This window comes from Tepiditoga spiralis, from assembly GCF_014701195.1.
Taxonomy (GTDB): Bacteria; Thermotogota; Thermotogae; order Petrotogales; family Petrotogaceae; genus Tepiditoga; species Tepiditoga spiralis.
Window position 1 is genome coordinate 1,520,291 of the sequence record NZ_AP018712.1, and the last position, 25,468, is coordinate 1,545,758.

Consider the following 25,468-nt stretch of genomic DNA (forward strand, 5'->3'; position numbering starts at 1 on the left):
ATTCACCTCTAATGTTTAAAATGGCGCATTCCAGTAAATACCATTGCTATTTTATTTTCATTACATGCTTTTATAGAATCTTTATCTCTAATAGATCCTCCAGGTTGAATTATTGCTTTTATATTGTATTTTGCAGCTTCTTTTACAACATCATCAAATGGGAAAAATGCATCAGAAGCCAAAATAACTCCATCTCCTGCTCTTTCAAGAGCTTGTTGTGCTGCCCATATTCTATTTACTTGTCCACCGCCAATTCCAATTGCTTGTCCATCTTTTACTACTACAATTGCATTTGATTTAGTAAATTTTACTACTTTATATGCAAAGATTAAATCATCCATCATATCAGAATTTATTTTTGTTTCAGTAACGGTTTTTAATTCATTGAATAACTCTTTATCAGTTTCTTGAACTAAAATTCCACCATCTACAGTAACTCCTTCAAATTTTTCATTAGCTTTTGAAAACATCTTTAATACTCTTAAGTTTTTCTTTTTCTTTAAAATTTCTAATGCATCTTCATCATATTCTGGTGCCATAATTATTTCTAAAAAGATTTCTGACATTTTTTTTGCTGTTTTAGCATCTATTTTTGTGTTTGATGCAGCAATTCCGCCGAAAATCGATATTGGATCACATTCATATGCCTTTACATATGCATCATAAACATTATTTCCCTTTGCAACTCCACAAGGAGTGTTGTGTTTTAATCCACAACAAACAATTTCTTCAAAAGAACTAACAACTTTCCAAGCAATATCAGCATCTCTTAAATTATTATAAGACAAAGGTTTTCCATTTAATTGTTCAAAATTATTAAATATTCCATTTTTTATAGTTTTTGTATAAAAGGCAGCTGATTGATGTGGATTTTCTCCATATCTCAAATTTATTTTCTTTTCATAAGATATAGTGTGATACTTAGGGAAGTTGTTTCCTGTTAAATTATTTAAATATTCTGAAATTGCACTATCATATGCAGCAGTTAAGTTAAAAGCTTTTGCAGCTAATTTTAATCTTGTATCTTGAGATATTTCACCATCATTTAATTCTTTTTCTATTAATTCAAAATCATTGTTATCTGTAATCACTACTACATCTTTAAAATTTTTTGCAGCGGACCTTATCATAGTTGGTCCCCCAATATCTATAAATTCAATTAATTCTTCTAATTTTAAACCTTCATTCACCTTTTCAAAAAAAGGATATAAATTAACAATAACCATATCTATTTGAGGAATATTTAATTCTGCCATTATTTTTTCATCTTTTCCACGTCTTGCAAGAATTCCTCCATGAATTTTTGGATGAAGCGTTTTTACTCTTCCATCCATTATTTCAGGAAATTTTGTAATATCACTGACTTTTAAAACCTTTATCTCATTTTCTTTTAATAATTTATATGTTCCACCAGTTGATAGTATTTCTACACCTTTTGATTCTAAAAATTTTGAAAATTCAATAATTCCATCTTTGTAATAGGTACTTATCAATGCTCTTTTCATTTTCTCCCCCTTTTATTATGAGTTTAAGATTCTACTTAAATTTTCATTCAAAAATAGTTTTTATAATTTGAATTTATGTAACTTTTAGATTAAAAAAAGGAATTAAAGATAAAGTGATTTTAATTTAGTTTTTATTATAAATAGAGATTTTTTTATAAAATAAATTTATTAAATTTTTATGCTACGATCTAAAATGATGTATTGTGTTATAATTGAAACGAGGTGATCAAAATGAAAAAAGTGCCATATGGACTTCAAAATTTTGAAGATTTAATATTGGAAAATTATTATTATGTAGATAAAACTAAATATATAGAAGTATTAGAAAATATGCCTGAAAAATATATATCATTTTTAAGACCAAGAAAGTTTGGTAAGAGTTTGTGGCTAGATACTATAAGTAAATACTATGATGTTAAATATTCAGATAAGTTTGATACTATCTTTAAAGATTTGTACATTCAAAAACATCCAACACCTAAAAAGAGTAGTTATCATATTTTAGAGTTTAATTTTTCTGGATTGAATACAGACAGTAAAGAAGAGTTGAAGTATGGATTTAAAGATGAAATTTATGAAAAATTAGATACTTTTATATATAAGTACAACTTAAATATTACATTAGACAAAAGTAAAAATGAACCTTCAGAACTTTTTAGAGAGTTTATAAACAAGTATAATAAACAAAACTTAAAAACAAAAATATACTTATTAATAGACGAATACGACCATTTTGCAAATGAACTTTTGAGTTTTAAACTCGATGAATTTAAAAATATCGTTAGTAAAACAGGATTTGTTAGAAAGTTTTATGAAGTAATAAAAGAAGGAACACGATCTGTTATAGACAGACTATTCATAACAGGAGTAGCACCAATAACCTTAGATAGTTTAACGAGTGGATTCAACATCTCAAAAAACATGTCAACAACATTAGAGTTAAATGAAATGATGGGATTCACTGAAAGTGAAGTCAAAGATATTCTCAAAGAGTATCAAATAAATGATGATATTTTACAAGACATGAAGTTCAGCTACAATGGATACATGTTCAATGAACGTGCAAGTAAAAAAATTTACAACAGCGATATGGTCTTATACTTCATTTCTGAATACAACAGAGAAAAGAGAAAACCAAAAGATGTAATAGATATGAACATAGCAAGTGATTATAAAAAAATACAAAATTTATTCAAACTTGGTGAAGTTGTTGGAATAAATAATATAGACAATGAAAAAGAAGCAATAGGAAACCTTTTAAATGAAATATTAATGACAGACAAAACAGAAATAGAAGAGTTAACAAGAGCATTTAACCTTGAAAGAAAGATGGAAATAGACGATGTTAAAACCTTACTCTTTTATTTAGGCTTTTTAACAATAGAATCAAAAGGGTTTGTAATGAACTTAAAAATACCAAACTATTCAATAAAAAAGATATACTCAGAATACTTCTTAGAAATGATAAAAACAAGAGCAAAAAACTATATAGATACAGGAAAGATAAAGATAGCAATAAGAAAGTTGTTAGTAGATGGAAATATAAACTCGTTAGCAAGTGAAATAGAAGATGTATTAAAAAAACTATCAGACAGAGACTTTCAAAGCTTTAGTGAAAAGCACATAAAGATGCTACTGTTTAGTTATTTAATCTTAACACCATGGGCATACGTTAAAAGTGAGTATCCAGTAGAAGGAGGATACATAGACTTAGCAATGTTTAAAAGATACGAAGAAGTACCATACAATGCAATAATAGAGTTAAAATACATAAAGAAAAAAGATTATACAGAAAAAGTATATCAAGAAAAGATAAAAGAAGCAGTAAATCAAATAAAGAGATATGAAAAAACTATAAACAAAGAGTTCAATGGACCATTAAAAAAAGTAGTGATGGTCTTTGTTGGCAGAGAGTTAAAGTATCTTGATGAAGTTGATTAAAAAATAAAATTTAAATCTATAACCATTTATAAAAATATGGTATCAAAAAAGTCAATGACCAAAGAAATTTAGAAAATTTTTTTAAGTCAAAAGAGTGAAAAAAATAAAAAAGACAATAGAATTGAATAAAAGGAAGTAGATCAGAATTTAAAAATATGACTTAATTATAATAGATAAATTAGGATATATTTCTTTTGACAAAAAATGTTCGAAACTATTATTTACCAATTTATTTTTTGATAGCTGGGAAGAAGTTTTTTAAGATTCTGCACTAACTCGATGGCAGATAGACTTGCACACAAAGATTTTATGTTTAATATAAATGGGTACTTTAGAATAAAAAAACTCAAGATAGGATTGTTTTTCAATGGTTTTCTTAATTTTTTAACCTTAGTGGTACATTTTTCGAATGATATCTAATACATTTTTTGCTAGATATTAAACTATTACCTAAAATGATATATTGTGCTATAATTGAAACGAGGTGATCAAAATGAAAAAAGTGCCATATGGACTTCAAAATTTTGAAGATTTAATATTAGAAAATTATTATTATGTAGATAAAACTAAGTATATAGAAGTACTTGAAAATATGCCTGAAAAGTATATATCATTTTTAAGGCCAAGAAAGTTTGGAAAAAGTTTGTGGCTCGACACTATGAGTAAATACTATGATGTTAAGTATTCAAATGAGTTTGATACTATCTTTAAAGACTTGTATATACAAAAACATTCAACACCTAAAAAAAATAGTTATCATATTTTAGAGTTTAATTTTTCTGGTTTAAATACAGATAGTAAAGAAGTATTAAAGTATGGATTTAAAAATAAGGTTTTTAATAGTTTAAATTTTTTTATTAAACATTATAATTTAAAAATAAAATTAAATACAGATTTAAAAGAACCTGCTGATTTATTGAGTAATTTTATAAATCAGTACAAAGAACAAAACTTAAAAATAAAAATCTACTTATTAATAGACGAATACGATCACTTTGCAAATGAACTTTTGAGTTTTAAACTCGATGAATTTAAAAATATCGTTAGTAAAACAGGATTTGTTAGAAAGTTTTATGAAGTCATAAAAGAAGGAACACGATCTGTTATAGACAGACTATTCATAACAGGAGTAGCGCCAATAACCTTAGATAGTTTAACGAGTGGATTCAACATCTCAAAAAACATGTCAACAACCTTAGAATTAAATGAAATGATGGGATTCACTGAAAGCGAAGTCAAAGATATTCTCAAAGAGTATCAAATAAATGATGATATTTTGCAAGACATGAAGTTTAGCTACAATGGATACATGTTCAATAAACGTGCAAGTCAAAAGGTTTACAACAGCGATATGGTCTTATACTTCATTTCTGAATACAATAGAGAAAAAAGAAAACCAGAAGATGTAATAGATATGAACATAGCAAGTGACTATAAAAAAATACAAAATTTATTTAAACTTGGTGAAGTTGTTGGAATAAATAATATAGATAATGAAAAAGAAGCAATAGGAAACCTTTTAAATGAAATATTGATGACAGATAAAACAGAAATAGAAGAGTTAACAAGAGCATTTAACCTTGAAAGAAAAATGGAAATAGACGATGTTAAAACCTTACTCTTTTATTTAGGTTTTTTAACAATAGAATCAAAAGGATTTGTAATGAACTTAAAGATACCAAACTATTCAATAAAAAAGATATACTCAGAATACTTCTTAGAAATGATAAAAACAAGAGCAAAAAACTATATAGATACAGGAAAGATAAAGATAGCAATAAGAAAGTTATTAGTAGATGGAAATATAAACTCGTTGGCAAATGAAATAGAAGATGTATTAAAAAAACTATCAGACAGAGACTTTCAAAGCTTTAGTGAAAAGCACATAAAGATGCTACTGTTTAGTTATTTAATCTTAACCCCCTGGGCATACGTTAAAAGTGAGTATCCAGTAGAAGGAGGATACATAGACTTAGCAATGTTTAAAAGATACGAAGAAGTGCCATACAATGCAATAATAGAGTTAAAATACATAAAAAAGAAAGACTATACAGAAAAAGTATATCAAGAAAAGATAAAAGAAGCAGTAAATCAAATAAAGAGATATGAAAAAACCATAAACAAAGAGTTTAATGGACCATTAAAAAAAGTAGTGATGGTCTTTGTTGGTAGAGAGTTAAAGTATCTTGATGAAGTTGAATAAAATGTATAAAAATATAAAAATGGTGATTATAAAAAATCACCATTTTTATTTATATTTATACTATTACAAACGAAACTCTAAAAAATTTAACTAAAAATAACATTTTTGCAAAAAAAAAAAGAAATATATATTTAACATTAAAAGTGTTATAATGCTTGTGAAGTTTTACAAAATAAAAATAAAAAGATATATAAAGTATACATTAAAAACATTTTTGTAATATTAAGGTTGTAAGTAAAATAGTTAAAAAATATTAGTTTAAAATCATTTGAAGAAAAATTCACAATATTGATGGTGTAAGTGAATAAGTAAAATAGTTAAAAAATATTAATTTAAAGTTATTCGAAGATATTTTCACAATGTTTTTTATAAAAATAATAAAAAAAACAAATGCCTGTATTTTGCAAGTGAAGAATAAGCTAAATTATAATTGAAAAATGGTCCAAAAAAATAAAATGTTGAAAACATCTACATTTTGAGTAGGTAACATAAAAAGTAATGATGGTCTTTGTTGGTAGAGAGTTAAAGTATCTTGATGAAATTTAATTAAATATAAAAAATGGTGATTATAAAAATCACCATTTTTTATATTTAAAAGCTTTTATTATATTTATATATTGGAATAGAAATTGGAATATCTTGATAAAACATTCTTTCTCCAATTGTTATTAATAATGAAATAGAATATTTTTTATTAGTAAAATCATATGAATTATCAACTGTAAGATTTAAGTTATTTATTCCAGTTTTTCCATCATTAAAATATAAATTTAAATCAATCAATGGTATTTCAAATGTTGTTCCAACAGACAAACTTGCTGTATACAAGCCTTCATAAACAATCCTTGGGGTAATTTTAGAGTTAAAAATAAAAAATGGTTTATTTAAAATCATTTTATATTCTAAAGTATTATTTAATAAATTAGAGTTCAAGCTTAAATTCATTCCAAAATCATACATTTGAAAATCATTTATAGTATATGGGTTGTTAATAAAAGCTGTATTAAAATAAACAGAATTTAAATCTATATTTTTAAATTCTACATTTAAAACAGGTTGTATATACATTTTATTTTTTAAGTTTATATCAAAAGTGTTTGAAATTCCATAATCGAAATAGAATGTAGGTTTATTGAGAAAGTCTGTAAGTTTTATGGATATATTATGGTTTATATAGTAATCAAAGTTAAAAGACAAAGTTGTTGTTTGAAGACTATTTATATCAAATGTTCCAGTTATATTTCTTGATTTATTATTAAACATAAGAAATAAACCATAATAATATGAATCAGTTGAATTTGGTGTATTTAAAACATATGGAAAACCAAAAAGATCTGTTGGCATGTCAATATAATCTTTTTTATCTTTTATTTTAGTAAAATCAAACTTTTGTTTTGTTTCTATAGCTTTATTTAAAATTTCAATAGTTTTTTCTTCTTTTGTTTCTTCTAAATTTTTAAAGGTTAAGTGATATCCATTATAATCATAAAATAAATGATACAATTTATTGTTTATAATTACAGGATTAAAGCCACCAGTATAATACTTTGTATAAGTTTTTATTTTATTAGTTTTTAAGTTCAAAGATCTTATATTGTATATCCCATCATAATCAGCAGAATAAAATAATTCATCGTTGTATAAAAATAAATTTATTTCATTATATTTATCATTTGTGATTTGAATTAGTTTTCCATCATATACATAAATATCTGTTTGATTGTTTCTTGACATAGAAAAATAAATTTTACCATTATTTCCTGTAATTGAATTTATTGAATACTTTCCATATTCTATTATTTTTTTAATACTATTATTTTTTAAATCGTATTCAAAAAGACCTATCAATCCTTTTTCAGTTTTTGAATATACAATTTTTGAGTTGTCAACAAAGCCAAATTCTATAACTCTTGTATCTATTAGTGTATCTTTTATAGGACAAGTACACTTTAAATATAATTTATTTAGATATTTTCCATATTCATTTGATGTATCTAAATATATTATTTTTCCATCGTTTGAAATATCAAATTTTGATACATTGTTTTTAATTAATTCATTTTCTTTATAGAGACCATTAATTTCATTTGGAGAATTTTTTATGTAATAAAAATATTTTCCATCTGTTCTCAAATTTGAAGTTTTATGATAAGAGTTATTTGTTTTATTCCATAGCATTGTATATCCTTTAGATAGTTTATCTTCTTTATCTTTAATATATTCATTTTTTATTTTTAATAAAAAATCATACCAATTATCTTTTGTAACTGCTTTAAATGAAGTGCTTATGGTAGTAAAATAATTACTATTCATATATATTATTATCTTTTTTAGTGTATCTTCACTATAATATTCTTTTATTTTTTTTGTAATTAATGCACCATATGTATAGTTAAAACCAGCTATAGTGAAATTGTTACTATCTCTTTTTGTATTTAAATAATATCTAGGAAATTTGTTTGAGATAACTTCTGATCTAACATACGTATTAAACAGTGTATCTTCGTACCTTCCACCAAAGTGTTTACTTTCCATGAAAACAGATAAACCTTCATGTAAATAACTTGGCTCATAGATAAGAAAGTTTAGTGTTTTTTTAACACTTGAAAAAGGGATTGTTTTTAATAATGGATTAAAAACAGCGTTACCATAAAAAATATGATTTAATTCATGTGAAAAAACAAACTTAATCCAATTTGAGATATTTTTTCCAAGACCTATATTTGAATTTGGAGGAACTATATATAGTCTAATAACATTGTGCACAATATCAGCAAATGAGTTTACAAAATCCACATCATCTAAAAGGTACACTGTTATGCTACCAGCATTTGTTTCATAAAAATTACTGTATTCAGAATATAAATTTTCAGCTTCTTCATTTAATTCTTGAACTAAATAATCCAAACCATCTTCAAAAATAAAATCAAAGTTTTTTGTTTTTATATGTTTCATATTGGCTGGTGGAGTATAGTATATTCCAGAAAACATAAATATTGACATCAACAAAATTAAAAATAGAGTTATAACTTTTTTCATGTAATCCTCCTCGTTTATTTATATAATAAAGATAAAATAGTACATTGTACTATTTTATCTTTTTTTATAGTTATTTTTTATTTTTTCTAATAAATTCTAAGAATGATTTTCCATACTCTTTTGAATTTTTTAAGTCTTCTTCTGTTGGATAAAACTTAACTTTTATTGGAGGGATATCTTCAAAAGTTTTTAATCTCATCATTTTTAATCTTTCAGTTAAAAATTTAACTGCTTCTCCACTCCAACCATAAGAACCAAAAGCAGAGTAAACTTTATTTTTCCTTTCATTTACAACTGCTAATAAACCTATTGCTTCCCATATATACATTAGTGCATCATTATTTATTGTTGGTGAACCATAAAGTATACCATCGGCCCATTCTTGTTTTGAAACAAGAACATCTAATTTCTCATTTTCTGGAACTTCTACCATATCAAAAAGTTCAACTTCTCCACCAGCTTCTTTTATACCTTCTGCCATAGCTTTTGCTAATTTTTCTGTATTTCCATAAGCTGAAACATATAAAATAAGAACTCTTGGTATTCCGTGTTCATCTTTTTTTGCCCATTCTTTATATAAATCTATGTGTTTATTTATAAATTCTCCTCTGTGTATAGGACCATGGCTTGGAGCAAGTGTTTTTATATCTAAATTTTTTATTTTTTCAAGTGTTTTTCTTGTGTTTTCTTTAAAAGGTCCCATTATATGGACATAATAATAAAACATAGCTTCTAAATATTTAGCATAAGTTTTTTCATCTAATTTATCTATAAACATTCTTTCATCTGCAAAATGAGCACCAAATCCATCACATGTAAATAACATTTTGTCTTCTTTTAAATATGTGAACATTGTGTCTGGCCAATGCCAATATGGGCTCATTATAAAGTTTAGTGTTTTCCCACCTAAATCAATTTCTAAATCTTCAGTAGCTAATAAATGATTAAAAGGTCCATTTACAATTTCTTCTAAAAATTTTTTTGCAGGAGCAGTTGAAACAATTGTGATGTTAGGATTTAATTCTAATAACTTAAAAATTGCTCCAGAATGATCCGGTTCTGTATGATTTACTATTATATATTCTATTTTAGAAAAATCTCCATTAATAAGGTTTGATAACTTTTCCATATACAAGTCAATAAATTTATCATGAGATCCATCAATCACAGCATATTTTTCTTTACCTTTTACTAAATAAGAATTGTAAGAAGTTCCATATTCTGTTTTCATTATTACATCAAAGACTCTCAATAATGGATTTAAAATACCATTCCAATATACACCATTTTCAAGTTTTATACTTCTAGTTCCATCCATAATTTTTCCTCCTAAGTGAATTTTATTACATTGATTTAATAAGTTACAGTGTAATTTTAACACAAAAAATATAAATAAAAAAGGGGTTTCCCCCTTTATATTATTCAACTACTTCAAAATCATCTTTTCCAACACCACAAAGTGGGCATACCCAATCATCTGGTAAGTCATTAAACGAAGTACCAGCCTTTATTTCATTATCAGGATCTCCAATTTCAGGATCATAAATATAACCACATACTGTACATCTATATTTTTTCATAAATTACACCTCCACTTTGATTTCTTTTGAATTTTCCCAAACGCCATGTTTATTACAATAAGAAACTGCTATTAATTTTCCACTTTTTGCTAATTTTATTTTTGTTTTAATTATTGGTTCATTTATAGATGGTCCAAAATTATATCTTCCTATGTGTAGTGTATTTGGATCTTCATCATATTGAATATATAAATCTATCCATTTTATATGATGCTCTATAGTATTAGGGTGAGGAATTTCTTTTCCAACTGAAACTTCAACTTCAAAAAGTTCTTCTGATTTAATTTTTTCAGGAGCTTCAATAACAGGAGCGTGTTTTTCTGTTTTAAAATCAGCTGATTTAATAACTTCTCCAAATTTCATTTTTACACCTCCATTAAAATTTTACAAAATTATCTTTACCAGCACCACAAACAGGACATTTTTCAGGTAAAGAATCTTCGGTAGTATATCCACAAACATTACATATATATATTTCTTTTTCGTCTAAATCATCATTTTTTTCTATTTTTTCAATTGCATCTTTATACATTGAAGAGTGAATTTTTTCTGCTTCTATTGCAAAATGAATACTTCTTAATGCTTCTTTTTCATTTTGAAGTTCTGAAACAACATTATATGCTGGATACATTTCTTCTATTTCAAAATTTTCACCATCTAAACTTGCTTTTAAGTTTTCTCCATTTGTTCCTAAATAACCTAAAGCTTTAAAGTGATTTCTTGCATGAGTAAATTCTGCATGAGCTATTGCTCTCCACATTTTAGCTAAGTTTATATTTCCACTTTTTTCTGCATTTTCAGCAAAAATTAGGTATTTCATATGAGCTTTTGATTCACCTGCGAATGCATCTTCTAAGAATTGTCTTACCATAGGTCTTTTTACCATTTTTTCGCCCCCTAAAATTATTTCTGTGTAAATTATAACATTGTTTTTTTACAAAATTATATCTAAAACATATCTTTTATGTTAAAAGAGGTTATGAAAACAATTATACTATATATATTATTTCAAATTTTATTTAGAATTTTTTTGGTATTTTGAAAAATTTTAATAACAATGAATCAAAGGTATTATCATTTAATAATCTTCTTAAAAATAATAACATTTTTGCTTGAAAGGGAACGGCATAACGGGCCTTAGGTTTATTTGATTTTATAGATTTAATTATTACTTCAGCAACTTTGTCTGAAGAAAGCCCACTTTTTTTTACTTCATATATATTATAAAAACTGTCTGCAATAATATTTGCTATTTTTTTGTAAGCTCCATTTTCGGATCTTTTTCTAAGATTATCAACGGTAATTTTTCCCCAAGAAGTATTAATTGCTCCGGGTTCAATTAATATAGCATTAATTCCAAATTGTTTTATTTCATTTCTTAAACAGTCGGTAAATCCTTCAACTGCATGTTTACTTGCATGATACCATGTTCCCATAGGCATCCAAATTTTTCCACCGACAGAGCTTATATTTATTATTTTACCAGATCTTTGTTGTCGCATTATTGGTAAAACTAATTGTGTCATTCTTGCTAATCCAAAAAGATTAACTTCGAACTGTCTTTTTGCTTCTTCTATGGGAACATCTTCAACAGCTCCATAAGATCCATAACCAGCATTATTAATTAAGATATCTATTCTTTTTTCTTTTGAAATTACTTTTTCAACAAACTTTTTCATTGTTTCTTCTTGTGTAACATCTAGAAAAGATATTTTTGCACCTTTTTTTTCAATATCTTTCATTTTATCTATATTTCTTGCACCAGTATATACAGTAAAATTATTTTCTAATAATTTTAATACAGTTGACTTTCCTATTCCAGAAGAACCTCCAGTTATTATTACTACTTTTTTCAAATTAACCACCCCTTATTATAATTTTATCATAATCAAATATGAATTTAACATAAATTAATAAAAAATAATATATATTAATATAAATTAACATAAATTAATTAAACTTAATTTTTTTTAATAAAACTTTGCAATAACTAATAAAATATGTTATAATATATTTACGTACCGTTAATTTATAAAGGGGGAAGGAAAATGAAAAAATGGCTAGTTGTTTTAGTTGTTGTTTTTAGTGTTTTTATGTTCTCAAAAACTACTGTTGAATTTTGGCATGCTATGAGTGGAGATAGGATAGCTTTGATTCAAAGTATGGCTGAAGACTTTATGAAGCTACACCCTGATATAGTAATTAAAGCACAATATACCGGTAGTTATAGAGATACATTAAATAAATTAACTACATCTATAAAATCAGGAAAATCTCCTAATTTAGTACAAGTTTATGATATAGGAACAAGAGCAATGATTGATGGTGATGTTGCCTTACCAATGCAAGATATGATTGATAAAGATCCAAATTTTGATAGTGCATTATTTTTAGATCAAGTTTTAAATTATTACAGAGTAAATGGAAAATTATATTCAATGCCATTTAATTCTTCAAATGCAGTTTTATTTTATAATAAAACATTATTTAAAAAAGCTGGTTTAGATCCAAATAAACCACCAAAAACTTATGAAGAATTAATAGATTATAGTAGAAAATTAGCAAAAATTGGAGTAGCAGGATTAACTTGGCCAACACATTCATGGTTCTTTGAACAATTACTTGCTGCACAAGATGCATTATTTACAGATAATAATAATGGAAGAACAGGAAAAGCTGAAAATGCAGTATTTAATAGTGAAGCTGGAAGAAAAATATTTCAATTACTTGATACAATGACAAAAGAAAATCTGATAATAAATACAAAAAGAGAAGATTGGTCAGGTGCAAGACAAATATTTTTATCAGGAAAAGCAGCTATGGTTTTATTCTCAACATCAGATGCAAAAGCTTTTTATGAAATGGGAAAAGAAAATGGCTATGATGTAGGCGCAGCATTTTTACCTGTACCAAAAGGTTCTGCAAAAGGTGGAGTTATTATTGGTGGAGGAAGTTTATGGATGATTAAAGGACATTCTAATGCTGAAAATAATGCTACTTGGGAATTTGTAAAATTTATGGCTGAACCAGCACAACAAATAAAATGGCATTTGGGTACAGGATATTTTCCAGTTAGAAAAGATGCTATCGAACAATTGTTAGACAGTAATTTTTATTCAAAAAATCCAGTTTATTTAGGAACTATAATGCAACTTCTTATGTCAAAACAAGATTATAGTACCATGGGAGCTGTAATAGGTGTATTCCCTCAAGCAAGAGACCAAATTGAAACAGCTTTTGAAAAAGTTATTAACAATCAAGAAGATTATAAGAAAGCACTTGAAGAAGCAGAAAAATCTGTTACTGAGTCCATAAAAGAATATAATGATTTATATAATTAAAATATAAAAGTTGGACGATTTCGTCCAACTTTTAGTTTTAGGAGGAAAATTAAATGAAGATAAGAAAATTTACACCGTATATTCTGTTAATACCAACATTTATTATAATAACAATCTTTATTTATATTCCAACTGTTTATTCATTTAGATTGAGTTTTTTCCGTCAATCACCTTTTGGAAACAGAGAAATATATGTTGGAATTAAAAATTTTACTAAATTATTTACGGATCCAAATTATTATAGAGCTTTTGGTATAAATATTTTGTATGCACTTATAACTGTTACTGCAACAATTTTTTTCGCTTTTTTATTAGCACAATTATTAAATCAAAAAATACCTGGAACACGTTTTTTTCGTTTATTTATATTTTCTCCATATGCTATATCTCCAGCCATTGCAGGAGTTTTATGGTCTTTTCTTTTGAATCCTGTTGTTGGACATATTAATTATGTTTTTATGAAACTTTTTGGACTTCATGTTGAATGGCTTACACAAACACCATTTGCATTTATTTCAATTGTTATGGCAAGCATTTGGAAAATGTTGCCATTTAGTCTTATTTTTTACTTAGCAGGACTTCAATCTATACCCGACTCATTGATTGAAAGTTCTTTAATAGATGGAGCAAACCTTTGGACGAGAATGTGGAAAATAAAATTTCCTCTTTTATCACCAATTACTTTTTATCTTGTTATAATGACATTAACTTCATCAATGTTTTCATCTTTTGGAATTATAGATATTATGACAAAAGGTGGTCCAGTTGGATCTACAACAACATTAATTTATAAACTTTATTTAGATGCTTTTGCATATCAAAAAACAGGATTAGCAGCAGCACAAAGTATAATAATGTTTTTAATAATGGGAATAGTAACTTATATTTATTTTAAAAATGTAGAAAAAAATGTACACTATCAATGAGGTGATTATATGAAACTTAGTACAAAGAAAAAAATGTCTTTTATTACGTCTGAAGTATTATTAGTTATAATTTCTTTAATTGTAATGTTACCAGTAATATTAGCAATTTCAATGAGCTTTATGAAACCAGAAGAAGTTTTTTCATTTCCACCAAAATTAATTCCTTCTACTTTGCATATTCAAAATTATATTGAAGCAATGCAACTTGTGGATTTTAAAAGAATGTTATTAAATTCAACAATAATAGCTTTTTTTATAACTTTAGGTAAATTAATAACAGGAACATTAGCGGGATATGCTTTTGCAAGTTTTAATTTTAAAGGTAAAAAAATATCGTTTGGATTATTATTTATAACTTTATTTTTACCTGCTGAAACAGTTATGGTACTTCCATTGTTTTTAATAGTTAAAAATTTTGGTTGGGTAAATACTTTTTGGGCTTTAATAATACCATTTACAGCTTCAGCAACTAATGCATTTTTAATGAGACAACATTTTATGACAATACCAAAAGAACTTGAAGATGCTGCTAAAATAGATGGAGCAACTTCTATGGAATATTTTTGGAAAATATTGATACCATTATCTAAACCTATGATAGGTGGAGCTGCTCTAATTAATTTTGTTTATGCGTGGAATTTATATTTGTGGCCTCTTATAGTAACTATGGAAGATAAAATGAAAACTGTACAAATTGGTGTAAAAATGTTGATTGATGGTCAAGGATCAAATAATTGGGGAGTAATAATGGCTGGTACAATAATTGCATTAGTTCCAACATTACTGATATTTTTTGCAATTCAAAATGTTTTTGTTAAGAGCCTCGTTAGTTCGGGATTAAAGGGATAGTATAGTAATTTAAATAAAAATATCTCCACATTAAAAGATAATTAATCTTTTTTATATTGGAGATATTTTTTTATTAAGAATGTTATATTAAGAGTGTTCTATTTTTACTTTTGATCCATTATTTCCAGGGTTTGCAGAAGTTATTAATAATTTTGTTGGAACTCTATCTTTTAATTCATCAATATGAGATATTATTCCAACTGATAATTTTTCATTACGAAGTTTTTCTAAAGAATTCATAACAGTATCTAAGAGTTCATTGTCAAGAGTTCCAAATCCTTCATCTAAGAAAAAAAACTCGAGAGGTATTTTTCCTTTTAATTGTATTTGTGAGGATAATGCAAGAGCTAAAGATAAAGAAGCAAGAAATGTTTCTCCACCAGATAAGCTTTTTGGATCTCTTCTTGTGCCACCATTTCCATCATCTCTTATAATAAAATTGCTTTCATTATCGATTTCAAGTGCATATCTTTCATTTGTAATTTTTTTAAGACGCTGTGAAGCATCTCTTGTAATATGATTCATTTGCATTGATGAAATAAATTTTACAAATTTTTTTCCTTCAAATAATTTACTTAATTCTTCATAAATATCTTTTTTTTGAATATATATTTTTAATTTTTTTAATAAAGAATTTTTGATTTTTATTTTTTCAATATTTTCATTAATTTTATTTTTTAATAAAAATTCTTCTTTTTTTATTTTTTCTAAATGGATATTTAAAGTATCTTTTTTTGTTTTTATTTCTTGATATTCTTTTTCTGTAATAGATTTTCCATTTAATTCATTTTTTAAATTTTCTAAAGTGCCATTTATTATAGTCAAATCTTTTTTATAATTTTCTACAATTATTTCAAGTTTATTTATTTCTTCTGTGTCTAAATAATATTTTTTAATATCGTCTTTATCTTTAAATGGAGTTTCTTTTAATAAATTTTTTAAAAATTCATCTTTATTTTTTATTTGAGAAGACAGGTTATTTAAAGTTGATTTTTCAGATGAATATTTATTTTTTAAATCATTTAAAAAATTAAAGCTTTTTTCTAATTCTTCTTTTAAATTTTTTTCTTTTTCAATAAATTCTTTCAATTTATTTTTTGTATTTTTTAATTCATTTTTTAATGAAGGGTTTTTAGTTATTGAATTAAGTTTATTTGTTGTAATTTCAATATCTTCTTTTAAAGATGTAATTTTTGAAGTTAATTCAGTTTTTCTAATATCTAGATTATATATTTCTTTAGTTATATTTTCATTTTCTTCTTTTTTTAGAGTAAATATTTCATTTAATTTATTAATTTCATCTTCTAATTTTTTATAAATTTTTTCTGAATTTTTAATTTCTTCAAATTTTTTATGAGGGTTTTCTATTTTTATAAGTTTATTTCTTGAATTGTATTCATTACTTTTCTTTTTTAATTCAATATTTAATTCTTTTATATGTTCATTTTTTTCGGATATTAAGTCTTTTAAATTTCTTAATTTTTGATTAGTAGAAGAAATTTTTTCTTTTAAGTTTATAAAGTCTTCATTTTTTCTTTTAATTTTTATTTTTAAATTTTCAATTTTTAAGTTATTTTTTTGATTTATCTTTTTTTGATTTTCATATAAATCATTTGATTTTCTGTAATTTTCATTTAATTTTTTAAGGTTAAATTCATTTAATAAATCATTTAATGGCTTAATATCATTTTTTATTAAGTTTATTTTTGTATTTAAAACTGCTTCTTTCTTTACAATATCTTCTTTTTTAAAATTTAATTCTTTAATTATATTTTTTATATTCTCTTCATTTTTAATATCAATATCAATAATTTCTTCAAATTTTGCAGGGTTATCATGATGTTTTGAACCACAAACAGGACAAGGTTCATTTTCTTTTAGTGTTTTTGCTATTTTTGCATATAAATTTTTTATATTTATTTCATTAATTTTATTTAAGATCTTTTCATTTTCTTCAAGGGAATTTACAATATCTTTTTGTAATAAATAATAATTGCTTTTTTCATTTTCAAGTTTTTCTAATGCGCTTTTTAAGTTTTTAAGTTTTAATTTTTTTTCTTCTATATCATTTAATTGGTTTTCAGATTTCTTTAATTTTTCATAGAATTCTTGTAATTTTTCATAATTTATTTCATTAGATAATGAAGCTTTTTCATTTTCAAGTTTTTTTATTTCAACATTCATGGATTCATTTTCTTTATTAAGTTCTTTTATTAAATTATTGTTTTTATAGAGATCATTTTCAAGTTCTTCTTTTTTTGTTTGTGTATTATTTAATTCAATCTTTATTTTATTTTTTTCTTTATTTATTTCTAATAATTTTAAAAGTATTTCTTTAACTTCAGGTTTTATTATTTCTTTTATGTTTTCTTTCTTTTGTATCAAAGTTTTTAAAAGTTTAGAATTAGAATTAATATCATTATTTATATTTTTGCTTTTATCTAATAATATTTGTTTATTTTCAATAATTTTATTAAGTTCTTTTTCTAACTTGTTTTTTTTAGTTTTATTAGTTTTATTATTTTCTTCAAATATTAATCCATCTTTTAGTTTTTCAATATATTTAATTAAATATTCATAATTTGATTCTTTTTCTCTTAAAGCAAGTTTATAATTTTTATTAATTTTATTAAATTCATTTTCTTTTTCAATAATTTTATTTTTTAAATCATTTAAATATTCATTTTTTTTCATAAAAATTTCGTTTAATTTTTCATATTCTAATATGTTTGGTTTTATATTTATAGCTTTTTTGGCTAAAATTATTTGTTTTTTATATAATTCTATTTTATCCTTATTCTTTAATAATTCAATTAATTTTTTTTCTTCTTCAAATAATTTATTTTGATTATTCCATAATTTTTGATATTTTTCAAAAGCTATAGAAGTAAGTTCTTTTTGAATACTTTCTTTTTCTTTATTTATTTTTAAAAGTTCATTTTCTAAAAATTTTAATTTTTCTTCGTTAATATTTTCATAAGCATTTAATTCTCCGTTTAATTCATTTATATTACTTAATAAATCATTTTTTTTATTTTTTAATTCGTTATAAAGTTTATCTCCATATTTTTCAAGCATAAATATTCTTTGAAGCATTTCAGCTCTTTCTGTACCTTTGGTTTGAGTTAATAATTCGTTAAATTTCCCTTGAGGAAGAACAACACATCTCAAAAAATCTTTATCATTTAATCCTATTATGTCTTTTATAACTTTTTTTGCTTCAGATGTATTTTCTGCAATAGTTATTTGTTTATTTAAATTTTTTACAGAACATTTGTGACTTAATATTCCATTTTTATTTCTTTTAAACTCTCTTTCAATTCTATATTTATTTTCTCCTATTGCAAAAGTATAATTTACAGCTGTTTTTTGTGATGAAGAGTTTATAAATTCTTTTGTGTTTCTTGGTATAATACCGTAAAGTGATAGTACTATTGCGTCTAAGATGGTTGATTTGCCACTTCCTGTTTTGCCAAATATTCCAAAAAAACCATACTTTGTTAGTTCTTCAAAGTTTATTACTTGTTTTTCTTGGAAGCTATTTAAACCTTCTATTTCAAGTAATAGCGGTTTCATTTTATTCACCAACCTTATTTATTAATTCTAAAAATGTTTGAACTAATTCATTTTTTGGTTCAATATTGTTTATACTTTTATAATACATTTTAAATAGTTCTAAATCTGTATAAGTTTTTTCAAATTCTTGTTCAGTTTTTTCTTTAAGTATATCTGTAAATATTGGTTTTATTTCTAATAGATCCTTTTTATATTTTTTAAGTTCCTTTATTTCTTCACCAGTAAGAGGGTTTTTTGTTTTTATTTCAAGATAAGCCCATACATTTTTTTCTGAATTTTTTTTACACAAATTAATTGCTTCATCAATTGAATTAGTTTTCCAGATTTCAATAGGTTTATAATTTTTTAGCATTATTTTTTCTATATTTACTTTTTTATTTTTTTGTATTTCAACAAAAAGAACTCCTTTTATATGATTTGATTCACTTTTACTGTATTGAATTGGAGAACCAGAAAAAAATGCATTTTTATGTTTTGAAACTTTTTGTTGATTATGAAGATGTCCAAGTGCAATATAATCTGCATTTTTAGGAAGATGCTCTGGATTTATTGTATAAATTCCACCAAGTTCAATGTTTCTTTCTGATTCCGTTGAAGAACCACCATTGACAAAAAAATGAGAAACAAGTATATTTATTGTATCTTTTTTAAAATATTTTTTGGATAAATTATTAAATAATTCTCCTATTCTTTCAGAGTACGTTTTTTGAAAATCTTTATCATTTATTTTTTTTTCAAAGATTTCATTTAGTCTTTTTTCACTTGGATAAGGTAAAGCAATTATTGCTGCTTTTTCATTATCTTTTAGTATTTCAATATAGCTTTCTTCTGAATTAATAACTGAAAATCCTTTATAATAAGTGTATTCAGTTTTACTTTTTGGTGTTCCAAATATCAAGACACCAAATTCATTTGCTAAAGGTTTAATACTTTCAAGTCTCTCTGGACTATCGTGGTTTCCTGCTATTATAATTACAGCTCTTTTTCCTTCTTCTGAGATATTTTTTATTGCATAATTAAATAAGTATTCAGCTTCTGATGGAGGATTATAAGTATCAAAAATATCTCCTGCTATAATTATTAAATCTGGATTTTTTCTTTTAACTATTTCTATAAATTCATTGATAAATTCTCTTTGTTCATTTATTCTACTGTATCCTTCAAGCATCTTTCCAAGATGCCAATCTGCAGTATGTAATATTTTCATTATGCACCTCATATATTTAAAAGTATTTTTATGGTATACTAAAATAAAAACAAATTGGGGGTAATTATGATGATAGATAATAATATACTTAATTTTTTTAAACAAAAAAAAATTAGAATTCATATTGAAGGAAATATTGGTTGTGGAAAAACAACACTTGCTAATGCTTTATTTGAAAAATTAAACGCTGATGAATTGATTTTAGAAGAATTTGAAAATAATCCTTATCTTCCTTTATTATATCAAAAAAAAGATGTTGGTTTTCAAACTGAAATGTTTTTTTTAGTTTCACGATTTAAACAGTATAAAAATGAATTGCAAAATAAATTTATAATTTCAGATTATGATATGTTGAAAAATAAAATATTTGCTGAAATAACTATAAAAGATGAAAATGAAAAAGATAAGTTCTTAAAAATATATGATATTTTAAATGAAGAGATAAGGAGTCCAGATGTTTTAATATATATAGATATAAATACAGAAGTAGCAATACAAAGGATAAAAAAAAGAAGTAGAAGTATAGAAAAAATTATAGAAAAAGACTATTTAGAAGTAGTTAATAATAGTTATAAAAAATATTTTAAAAAACAAAAAAATTATATAAAAATTGATGGAAATACTTTCAATGTTTTTGAAGAAAAAGAATTAAATGAATTGATTTTAAAAATAAAAAAATTTGTAGAAAAAAACTGATAAAGTATTTTTTAAAAAAGTTTGCATTGCGTACTAAAATAATGTATAATTAAAATGAATAATTTTTTGGGGGTGAAAAAATGAATTTGTTAATAAAAAATGTGAATATTTATTCTATTAGTTCAGAACCATTTGTTGGAGATGTTTATATTGAGAACGGTAAAATAGAAAAAGTTGGTAAAGATTTAAAATATGATGTTGAAACAATAGATGCTACTGGTAAATTTTTATTGCCAGGTTTTGTAGATCCTCATTCACACATAGGATTATTTGAAGAAGGTGTTGATGGAATACATCAAGATGGAAATGAAATGACAGATCCTGTTACACCTCAAGTTAGAGCAATAGATGCATTTGTAACTAATGATCCTTCTATTAAAAGAGCTTTAGCTGGTGGAGTTACTACGGTTATGATTGTTCCAGGAAGTGGAAATTTAATAGGTGGTCAAGGAGCAATTATAAAGTTTAGATCAAATATAATAGATGAAATGATTGTTAAAGAACCAGCAGGATTAAAAATGGCTCTTGGTGAAAATCCAAAAAGAGTATATAATTCTAAAAATAAAATGCCTTCTACAAGATTAGGAAATGCGGCTGTTATAAGAGAATACTTCATTAAAGTACGAAATTATATTAATAAAAAAGAAGAAGTTATTAAAGAAGGAAAAATTTTTAAAGATATAGATATAAAAATGGAAATAGGAGAAAAAGTATTAAAAAGAGAAATTCCAGCAAGAATACATGCTCATAGAAAAGATGATATATTAACTGCAATAAGACTTTCAGAAGAATTTGATTTTGATCTTGTTATAGAACATGCAACTGAATCATATAAAATTGCAGATTATATAGCAAAGAAAAAAATACCTGTTATTCTTGGCCCTTTATTTGGATTTAGGACAAAGCTTGAATTAAAAGATATGACATATGAATCAGTAAAGATAATTAATGAAAATAATATTTTAGCAGGTATAATGTGTGATCATCCAGTTATACATTTAGAACATGCAAATATACATGCGGGAACAGCTTTAAGATATGGAGCAAATGAAGAAGATATACTAAAAATGTTAACAATAAATGGAGCAAAAATTTTAAAACTTGAGGATAAAATTGGAACTATTGAAGAAGGTAAAGATGCAGATATTGTAATATGGTCGCATCATCCATTTGATTTAAGAGCAAAAGCCGAAAAAGTATTTATTGAAGGTAAAAAAGTTTTTGAAATATAAAAAAGAGCCTTTAGGCTCTTTTTTGCTATATAATGCTACCTTCAATTGTTTTTATATCTTTTTTAACAGTTATTGATGTTTTTATTGCAATTAATAATGATTTAGATATATTTTCTAAAGACATACTTGGCATATTTGATTTGTTTAAAACTTGTTCTGGTATGTAAGGAACGTGAATAAATCCACCTTTTTTATTTTTAAATTTTGTATTTATTAAGTATAACAGTCCGTACATGATATGATTACAAACAAATGATCCAGCAGAATTTGAAATTGAAGCTGGTATTTTATTTTTTTTAATATTTTCAACTATAGATTTTATAGGTAAATTTGAAAAATAAGCATTTTCTCCGTTTTTAAAAATTGGTTCATCTATAGGTTGATTACCTGCATTATCCTTTATTCTTGCATCATCAATATTTATTGCAACACGCTCTACTGTAATTTTAAATCTACCTCCAGCTTGTCCAACACATATAATTATATCTGGATCTATTTCTATTATTTTTTTTTCTAAAATTTCAATAGATTTATTAAAAATAGTAGGTAGTTCTAATTTAATTATATTTGAGTTAAGTACTTTATTTGGTAATAATTTTATTGCTTCAAATGCAGGATTAATTGATTCATTTCCAAATGGGTCAAATCCTGTTATCAATACTTTCATAAAATTACCTTCGTTTATTTTGAAAGTAGTCACGTGCTTTAAATACTAAAAATATTATTAATGCAAGTGGTAAAACATAAATAAAAATTTTAAAGGCTATATAAAGCAAAAATGCAGAAATTATTATTGCTATTGCAATATAAATAGAAATAGTAAAATAACTTTTATCCCTCATATTCATAAGAACACTTCCTTTTTAATAGTTTTTGTTTAAATTTTTAGTAAGAGTATAGTTTAATATAGTTCTAAGAGCAATAATAGCTGCTAATTTTCCTATATCGTCCCATGTAGGAGCAAAGGTTGTTTTTAAAATACTTGCTCCTATTAAAAATGATAATGCAAGTGAAAATGCATGTCCCATTTCCATTCTGCTTTCGGACATGGAAGCCATAGATTCGTTTTTTAAAACTGAATCTTTAAAAAATAAGTATATTGATTTGAACATAGCAACAGTTATAACTACTATTGCGAATAATTGAGCAATGTAAGAAACATAATTATTTAAAAAATCTACAAATTCAAACATGATGCACCTCGTCTTCTATTAAATAAATTATACCATAAAAAATAAAAGACGTTGCAATCAACGTCTTTATAAATTTTCTTTATTTTTATTTATATTTTTTATACCCAAAACAATTATAAATGCTAAAATTATTCCAGTAATAAATTGTAATATATTCCAAGGAATGCCAAAAATTGGAGTTATCCAACTATGATAAATTATTACTTCAGCAAAATAATATCCAAATACCATCCATAATCCTGCAATTGTCATACCTATAATATTACTAAAACTAAATAACTTTGAATCTTTATTTCTAAATATAAAAGATATTAAAATTGCTACAATTGGAATTAAAATAATAGCCCAAAATAATGGAGTTTGAACATTTGATATTTTATTTTGTAATTCTTGTACATTTGTAACTTCTAAAGTTTTCATTAGTGAATCAGTTGCATTATTTTTTAAATTTGAAAGAACGGTATTCAATGTTCCACCAAAGATGATCCATATTATCATACTAATTGAATTTATTATAATTCCAGTTTTTTTATTATTTTTTAAATCATGGGCAAAATATCCAACTATTGCTCCCATTATTGCTTTAATTATTAAAGTTGGAATAACATATATACCATATCCACCAACTAAGTCTGACATAGCTGATCCCAAACCGCCAGCAAGAGCTCCAACTTTCCAACCAAATAAGATAGCTGCAACAAAAATCATGCTATCTCCTGGGTGCACATATCCAAGACCTGGAATAGGTATTTTAATACTGAATGTTGCAACAAAGACTAAAGCAATCATTAAACCGGAATAAATAATACGTTTTGTTTTTGTCATAATTCACCCCTTATATATAATTATTGTTTTTTTCTCATTAAATCAAAACAACTTAATTCTTCATCGAATTTCATTTCTATTAACATATTTGGGTTTGCTTTATTTATTATTTCGCCTGTTTTGTAGTTGATCATTTCTGGAATTTTTATTTTTATATTTTCACCTTGTTTTTTTATTAAATCAACTGTATCTCCAACTTCTAATTTATTTCTTGCTTCAATTAAATAATTACCATTATCTAATTTTTTTAATACTTTTCCAACTAGTATGTGTGTGTGTTTATATCCAGAAGTATCATAATTGTGATCTTCTTTTCCAGGCTTTTTAAAATAAAATCCACTTGTATAATTTCTGTGGCTTATAGTACCTAATTCTTCAAGCCAATTTTTATTGTATTTAAAGTTTCCACCATAGTAATTATCAATAGCTTCTCTATACATTTTTACTGTTGTTGCTGCATAATAGATACCTTTCATTCTACCTTCTATCTTTAAACTATCTAAACCAACGTCTAATATTTTATCTAAAAATTCTATTGTACATAAATCTTTAGAATTCATTATATAAGTTCCATGTTCATCTTCTTGAATTGGGAAATATTGTCCAGGTCTTGTTTCTTCTACTAAGTGATATTTCCATCTACATGGTTGAGCACAAGCTCCTCTATTTGCATCTCTTCCAGTTAAATAATTACTGAGTAAACATCTTCCAGAGATTGACATACACATTGCACCATGTATAAAAACTTCTAATTCAACATCTGGAACTTTATTTCTGATTTCATGAAGTTCTTTTAATGAAACTTCTCTTGCAAGAATAACTCTTTTTGCACCTAGTTTTTTCCACATTCTAACACTACGCCAATTAGTATTACTTGCTTGTGTACTAACATTTATTGTTAAATTTGAATGTTCTTTAACAAGTTCAAAAACACCTAAATCTGCAACAATTACACCATCAACACCAATTTTTTCTAAATATTTTACATATTCTGGCATTAATTCAAGTTCTGCATTATGAGCTATTACATTTAAAGTAACATAGACTTTTTTATTTAAAGAATGAGCATATTTAACAGCTTTTTCAAGTTCATCTTCATCAAAATTTCCAGCTAGCGCTCTTAAATTAAACAATTTGCCTCCCATATAAGCTGCATCTGCACCAAAATTCAATACTGTTTGAAGTTTTTCAAAATTTCCTGCTGGTGCTAATAATTCTGCTTTTTTCATGTATAAACTCCTTTCATCATTTTCAAAAGATTATATCACATAATTTTTTAATTCTGTATATACAAAATTAAACAATTATGTTTTGAAAAATTTTTAAAGAAAAACATTATTATTTTATAGTATCAA

At 24.7% G+C, this 25,468-nt stretch carries 21 protein-coding genes; 7 read left to right on the forward strand and 14 right to left on the reverse strand.

Annotation, left to right across the window (positions count from 1 at the left end; genetic code table 11):
* Nucleotides 1-8: 8 nt before the first annotated feature.
* Nucleotides 9-1,505: a bifunctional phosphoribosylaminoimidazolecarboxamide formyltransferase/IMP cyclohydrolase gene (gene purH / locus IGS63_RS07060; protein ID WP_190613660.1), complete on the reverse strand. Its 1,497-nt coding sequence runs from the start codon at nucleotides 1,503-1,505 to the stop codon at nucleotides 9-11.
* Between the two features lie 231 nt (nucleotides 1,506-1,736).
* On the opposite strand from purH, the gene IGS63_RS07065 reads away from it, so the two are divergent.
* Together IGS63_RS07065 and IGS63_RS07070 are read left to right on the forward strand one after the other, a co-directional pair.
* Complete coding sequence (locus IGS63_RS07065) at nucleotides 1,737-3,446, forward strand: AAA family ATPase (RefSeq protein ID WP_190613662.1); 1,710 nt, start codon at nucleotides 1,737-1,739, stop codon at nucleotides 3,444-3,446.
* 493 nt (nucleotides 3,447-3,939) lie between these two features.
* The gene (locus IGS63_RS07070; RefSeq protein WP_190613664.1) at nucleotides 3,940-5,649 is read left to right on the forward strand and encodes an AAA family ATPase; all 1,710 of its coding nucleotides are present in this window, start codon (nucleotides 3,940-3,942) and stop codon (nucleotides 5,647-5,649) included.
* A gap of 591 nt (nucleotides 5,650-6,240) precedes the next feature.
* On the opposite strand, the gene IGS63_RS07075 is transcribed toward IGS63_RS07070, so the two are convergent.
* From IGS63_RS07075 to IGS63_RS07100, 6 genes are all read right to left on the reverse strand, one after another.
* Nucleotides 6,241-8,688: a TolB family protein gene (locus tag IGS63_RS07075; protein ID WP_190613665.1), complete on the reverse strand. Its 2,448-nt coding sequence runs from the start codon at nucleotides 8,686-8,688 to the stop codon at nucleotides 6,241-6,243.
* Nucleotides 8,689-8,758: 70 nt separating this feature from the next.
* Nucleotides 8,759-10,006 (reverse strand): FprA family A-type flavoprotein, encoded by a 1,248-nt coding sequence (locus IGS63_RS07080; protein WP_190613667.1) that lies wholly within the window; start codon nucleotides 10,004-10,006, stop codon nucleotides 8,759-8,761.
* 100 nt (nucleotides 10,007-10,106) lie between these two features.
* A complete protein-coding gene (gene rd, locus IGS63_RS07085) occupies nucleotides 10,107-10,268 on the reverse strand; it encodes a rubredoxin (protein ID WP_190613669.1) in 162 nt (53 codons plus the stop codon).
* Between the two features lie 3 nt (nucleotides 10,269-10,271).
* Entirely contained in the window at nucleotides 10,272-10,631 is a 360-nt protein-coding gene (locus tag IGS63_RS07090; RefSeq protein WP_190613671.1) for a class II SORL domain-containing protein, read from the reverse strand.
* Nucleotides 10,632-10,644: 13 nt separating this feature from the next.
* Nucleotides 10,645-11,154, reverse strand: coding sequence for a rubrerythrin family protein (locus IGS63_RS11775; protein WP_190613673.1), 510 nt, complete (start codon nucleotides 11,152-11,154; stop codon nucleotides 10,645-10,647).
* Between the two features lie 133 nt (nucleotides 11,155-11,287).
* Nucleotides 11,288-12,133, reverse strand: a complete 846-nt coding sequence (locus IGS63_RS07100; RefSeq protein WP_420856911.1) for an oxidoreductase — start codon at nucleotides 12,131-12,133, stop codon at nucleotides 11,288-11,290.
* A gap of 183 nt (nucleotides 12,134-12,316) precedes the next feature.
* Here IGS63_RS07100 and IGS63_RS07105 point away from each other — a divergent pair, with 183 nt between their 5' ends.
* From IGS63_RS07105 to IGS63_RS07115, 3 genes are read left to right on the forward strand one after another with little or no spacing between them, the layout of a single operon-like run.
* Nucleotides 12,317-13,609, forward strand: coding sequence for an ABC transporter substrate-binding protein (locus tag IGS63_RS07105; RefSeq protein WP_190613676.1), 1,293 nt, complete (start codon nucleotides 12,317-12,319; stop codon nucleotides 13,607-13,609).
* Between the two features lie 59 nt (nucleotides 13,610-13,668).
* Nucleotides 13,669-14,535 (forward strand): carbohydrate ABC transporter permease, encoded by an 867-nt coding sequence (locus tag IGS63_RS07110; RefSeq protein WP_190616133.1) that lies wholly within the window; start codon nucleotides 13,669-13,671, stop codon nucleotides 14,533-14,535.
* 9 nt (nucleotides 14,536-14,544) lie between these two features.
* Nucleotides 14,545-15,384: a carbohydrate ABC transporter permease gene (locus tag IGS63_RS07115; RefSeq protein ID WP_190613678.1), complete on the forward strand. Its 840-nt coding sequence runs from the start codon at nucleotides 14,545-14,547 to the stop codon at nucleotides 15,382-15,384.
* A gap of 87 nt (nucleotides 15,385-15,471) precedes the next feature.
* Here IGS63_RS07115 and IGS63_RS07120 read toward each other — a convergent pair whose 3' ends face one another.
* Nucleotides 15,472-18,960 (reverse strand): SbcC/MukB-like Walker B domain-containing protein, encoded by a 3,489-nt coding sequence (locus IGS63_RS07120; RefSeq protein WP_190613679.1) that lies wholly within the window; start codon nucleotides 18,958-18,960, stop codon nucleotides 15,472-15,474.
* Between the two features lies 1 nt (nucleotide 18,961).
* On the reverse strand, nucleotides 18,962-20,167 hold the full coding sequence (locus IGS63_RS07125; RefSeq protein WP_190613681.1) for a metallophosphoesterase family protein: 1,206 nt from the start codon (nucleotides 20,165-20,167) through the stop codon (nucleotides 18,962-18,964).
* 69 nt (nucleotides 20,168-20,236) lie between these two features.
* Here IGS63_RS07125 and IGS63_RS07130 point away from each other — a divergent pair, with 69 nt between their 5' ends.
* Nucleotides 20,237-20,863 carry a deoxynucleoside kinase gene (locus IGS63_RS07130; RefSeq protein ID WP_190613683.1) on the forward strand — a complete coding sequence of 209 codons (627 nt, stop codon included), beginning with the start codon at nucleotides 20,237-20,239 and terminating at the stop codon, nucleotides 20,861-20,863.
* 80 nt (nucleotides 20,864-20,943) lie between these two features.
* Nucleotides 20,944-22,095, forward strand: a complete 1,152-nt coding sequence (locus IGS63_RS07135; protein ID WP_190613685.1) for an amidohydrolase — start codon at nucleotides 20,944-20,946, stop codon at nucleotides 22,093-22,095.
* A 25-nt stretch (nucleotides 22,096-22,120) separates the two neighbouring features.
* Here the strand turns inward: IGS63_RS07135 and pcp are convergent, their stop codons facing one another.
* From pcp to IGS63_RS07160, 5 genes are all read right to left on the reverse strand, one after another.
* Nucleotides 22,121-22,762, reverse strand: coding sequence for a pyroglutamyl-peptidase I (pcp, locus tag IGS63_RS07140; protein WP_190613686.1), 642 nt, complete (start codon nucleotides 22,760-22,762; stop codon nucleotides 22,121-22,123).
* Nucleotides 22,763-22,766: 4 nt separating this feature from the next.
* Nucleotides 22,767-22,943, reverse strand: coding sequence for a hypothetical protein (locus IGS63_RS07145; protein WP_190613688.1), 177 nt, complete (start codon nucleotides 22,941-22,943; stop codon nucleotides 22,767-22,769).
* 15 nt (nucleotides 22,944-22,958) lie between these two features.
* Nucleotides 22,959-23,288 (reverse strand): DUF1622 domain-containing protein, encoded by a 330-nt coding sequence (locus tag IGS63_RS07150; protein ID WP_190613689.1) that lies wholly within the window; start codon nucleotides 23,286-23,288, stop codon nucleotides 22,959-22,961.
* A 66-nt stretch (nucleotides 23,289-23,354) separates the two neighbouring features.
* Nucleotides 23,355-24,113, reverse strand: coding sequence for an ECF transporter S component (locus IGS63_RS07155; protein ID WP_190613691.1), 759 nt, complete (start codon nucleotides 24,111-24,113; stop codon nucleotides 23,355-23,357).
* Nucleotides 24,114-24,133: 20 nt separating this feature from the next.
* A complete protein-coding gene (locus IGS63_RS07160) occupies nucleotides 24,134-25,342 on the reverse strand; it encodes a peptidase U32 family protein (RefSeq protein ID WP_190613693.1) in 1,209 nt (402 codons plus the stop codon).
* Between the last annotated feature and the right edge of the window lie 126 nt (nucleotides 25,343-25,468).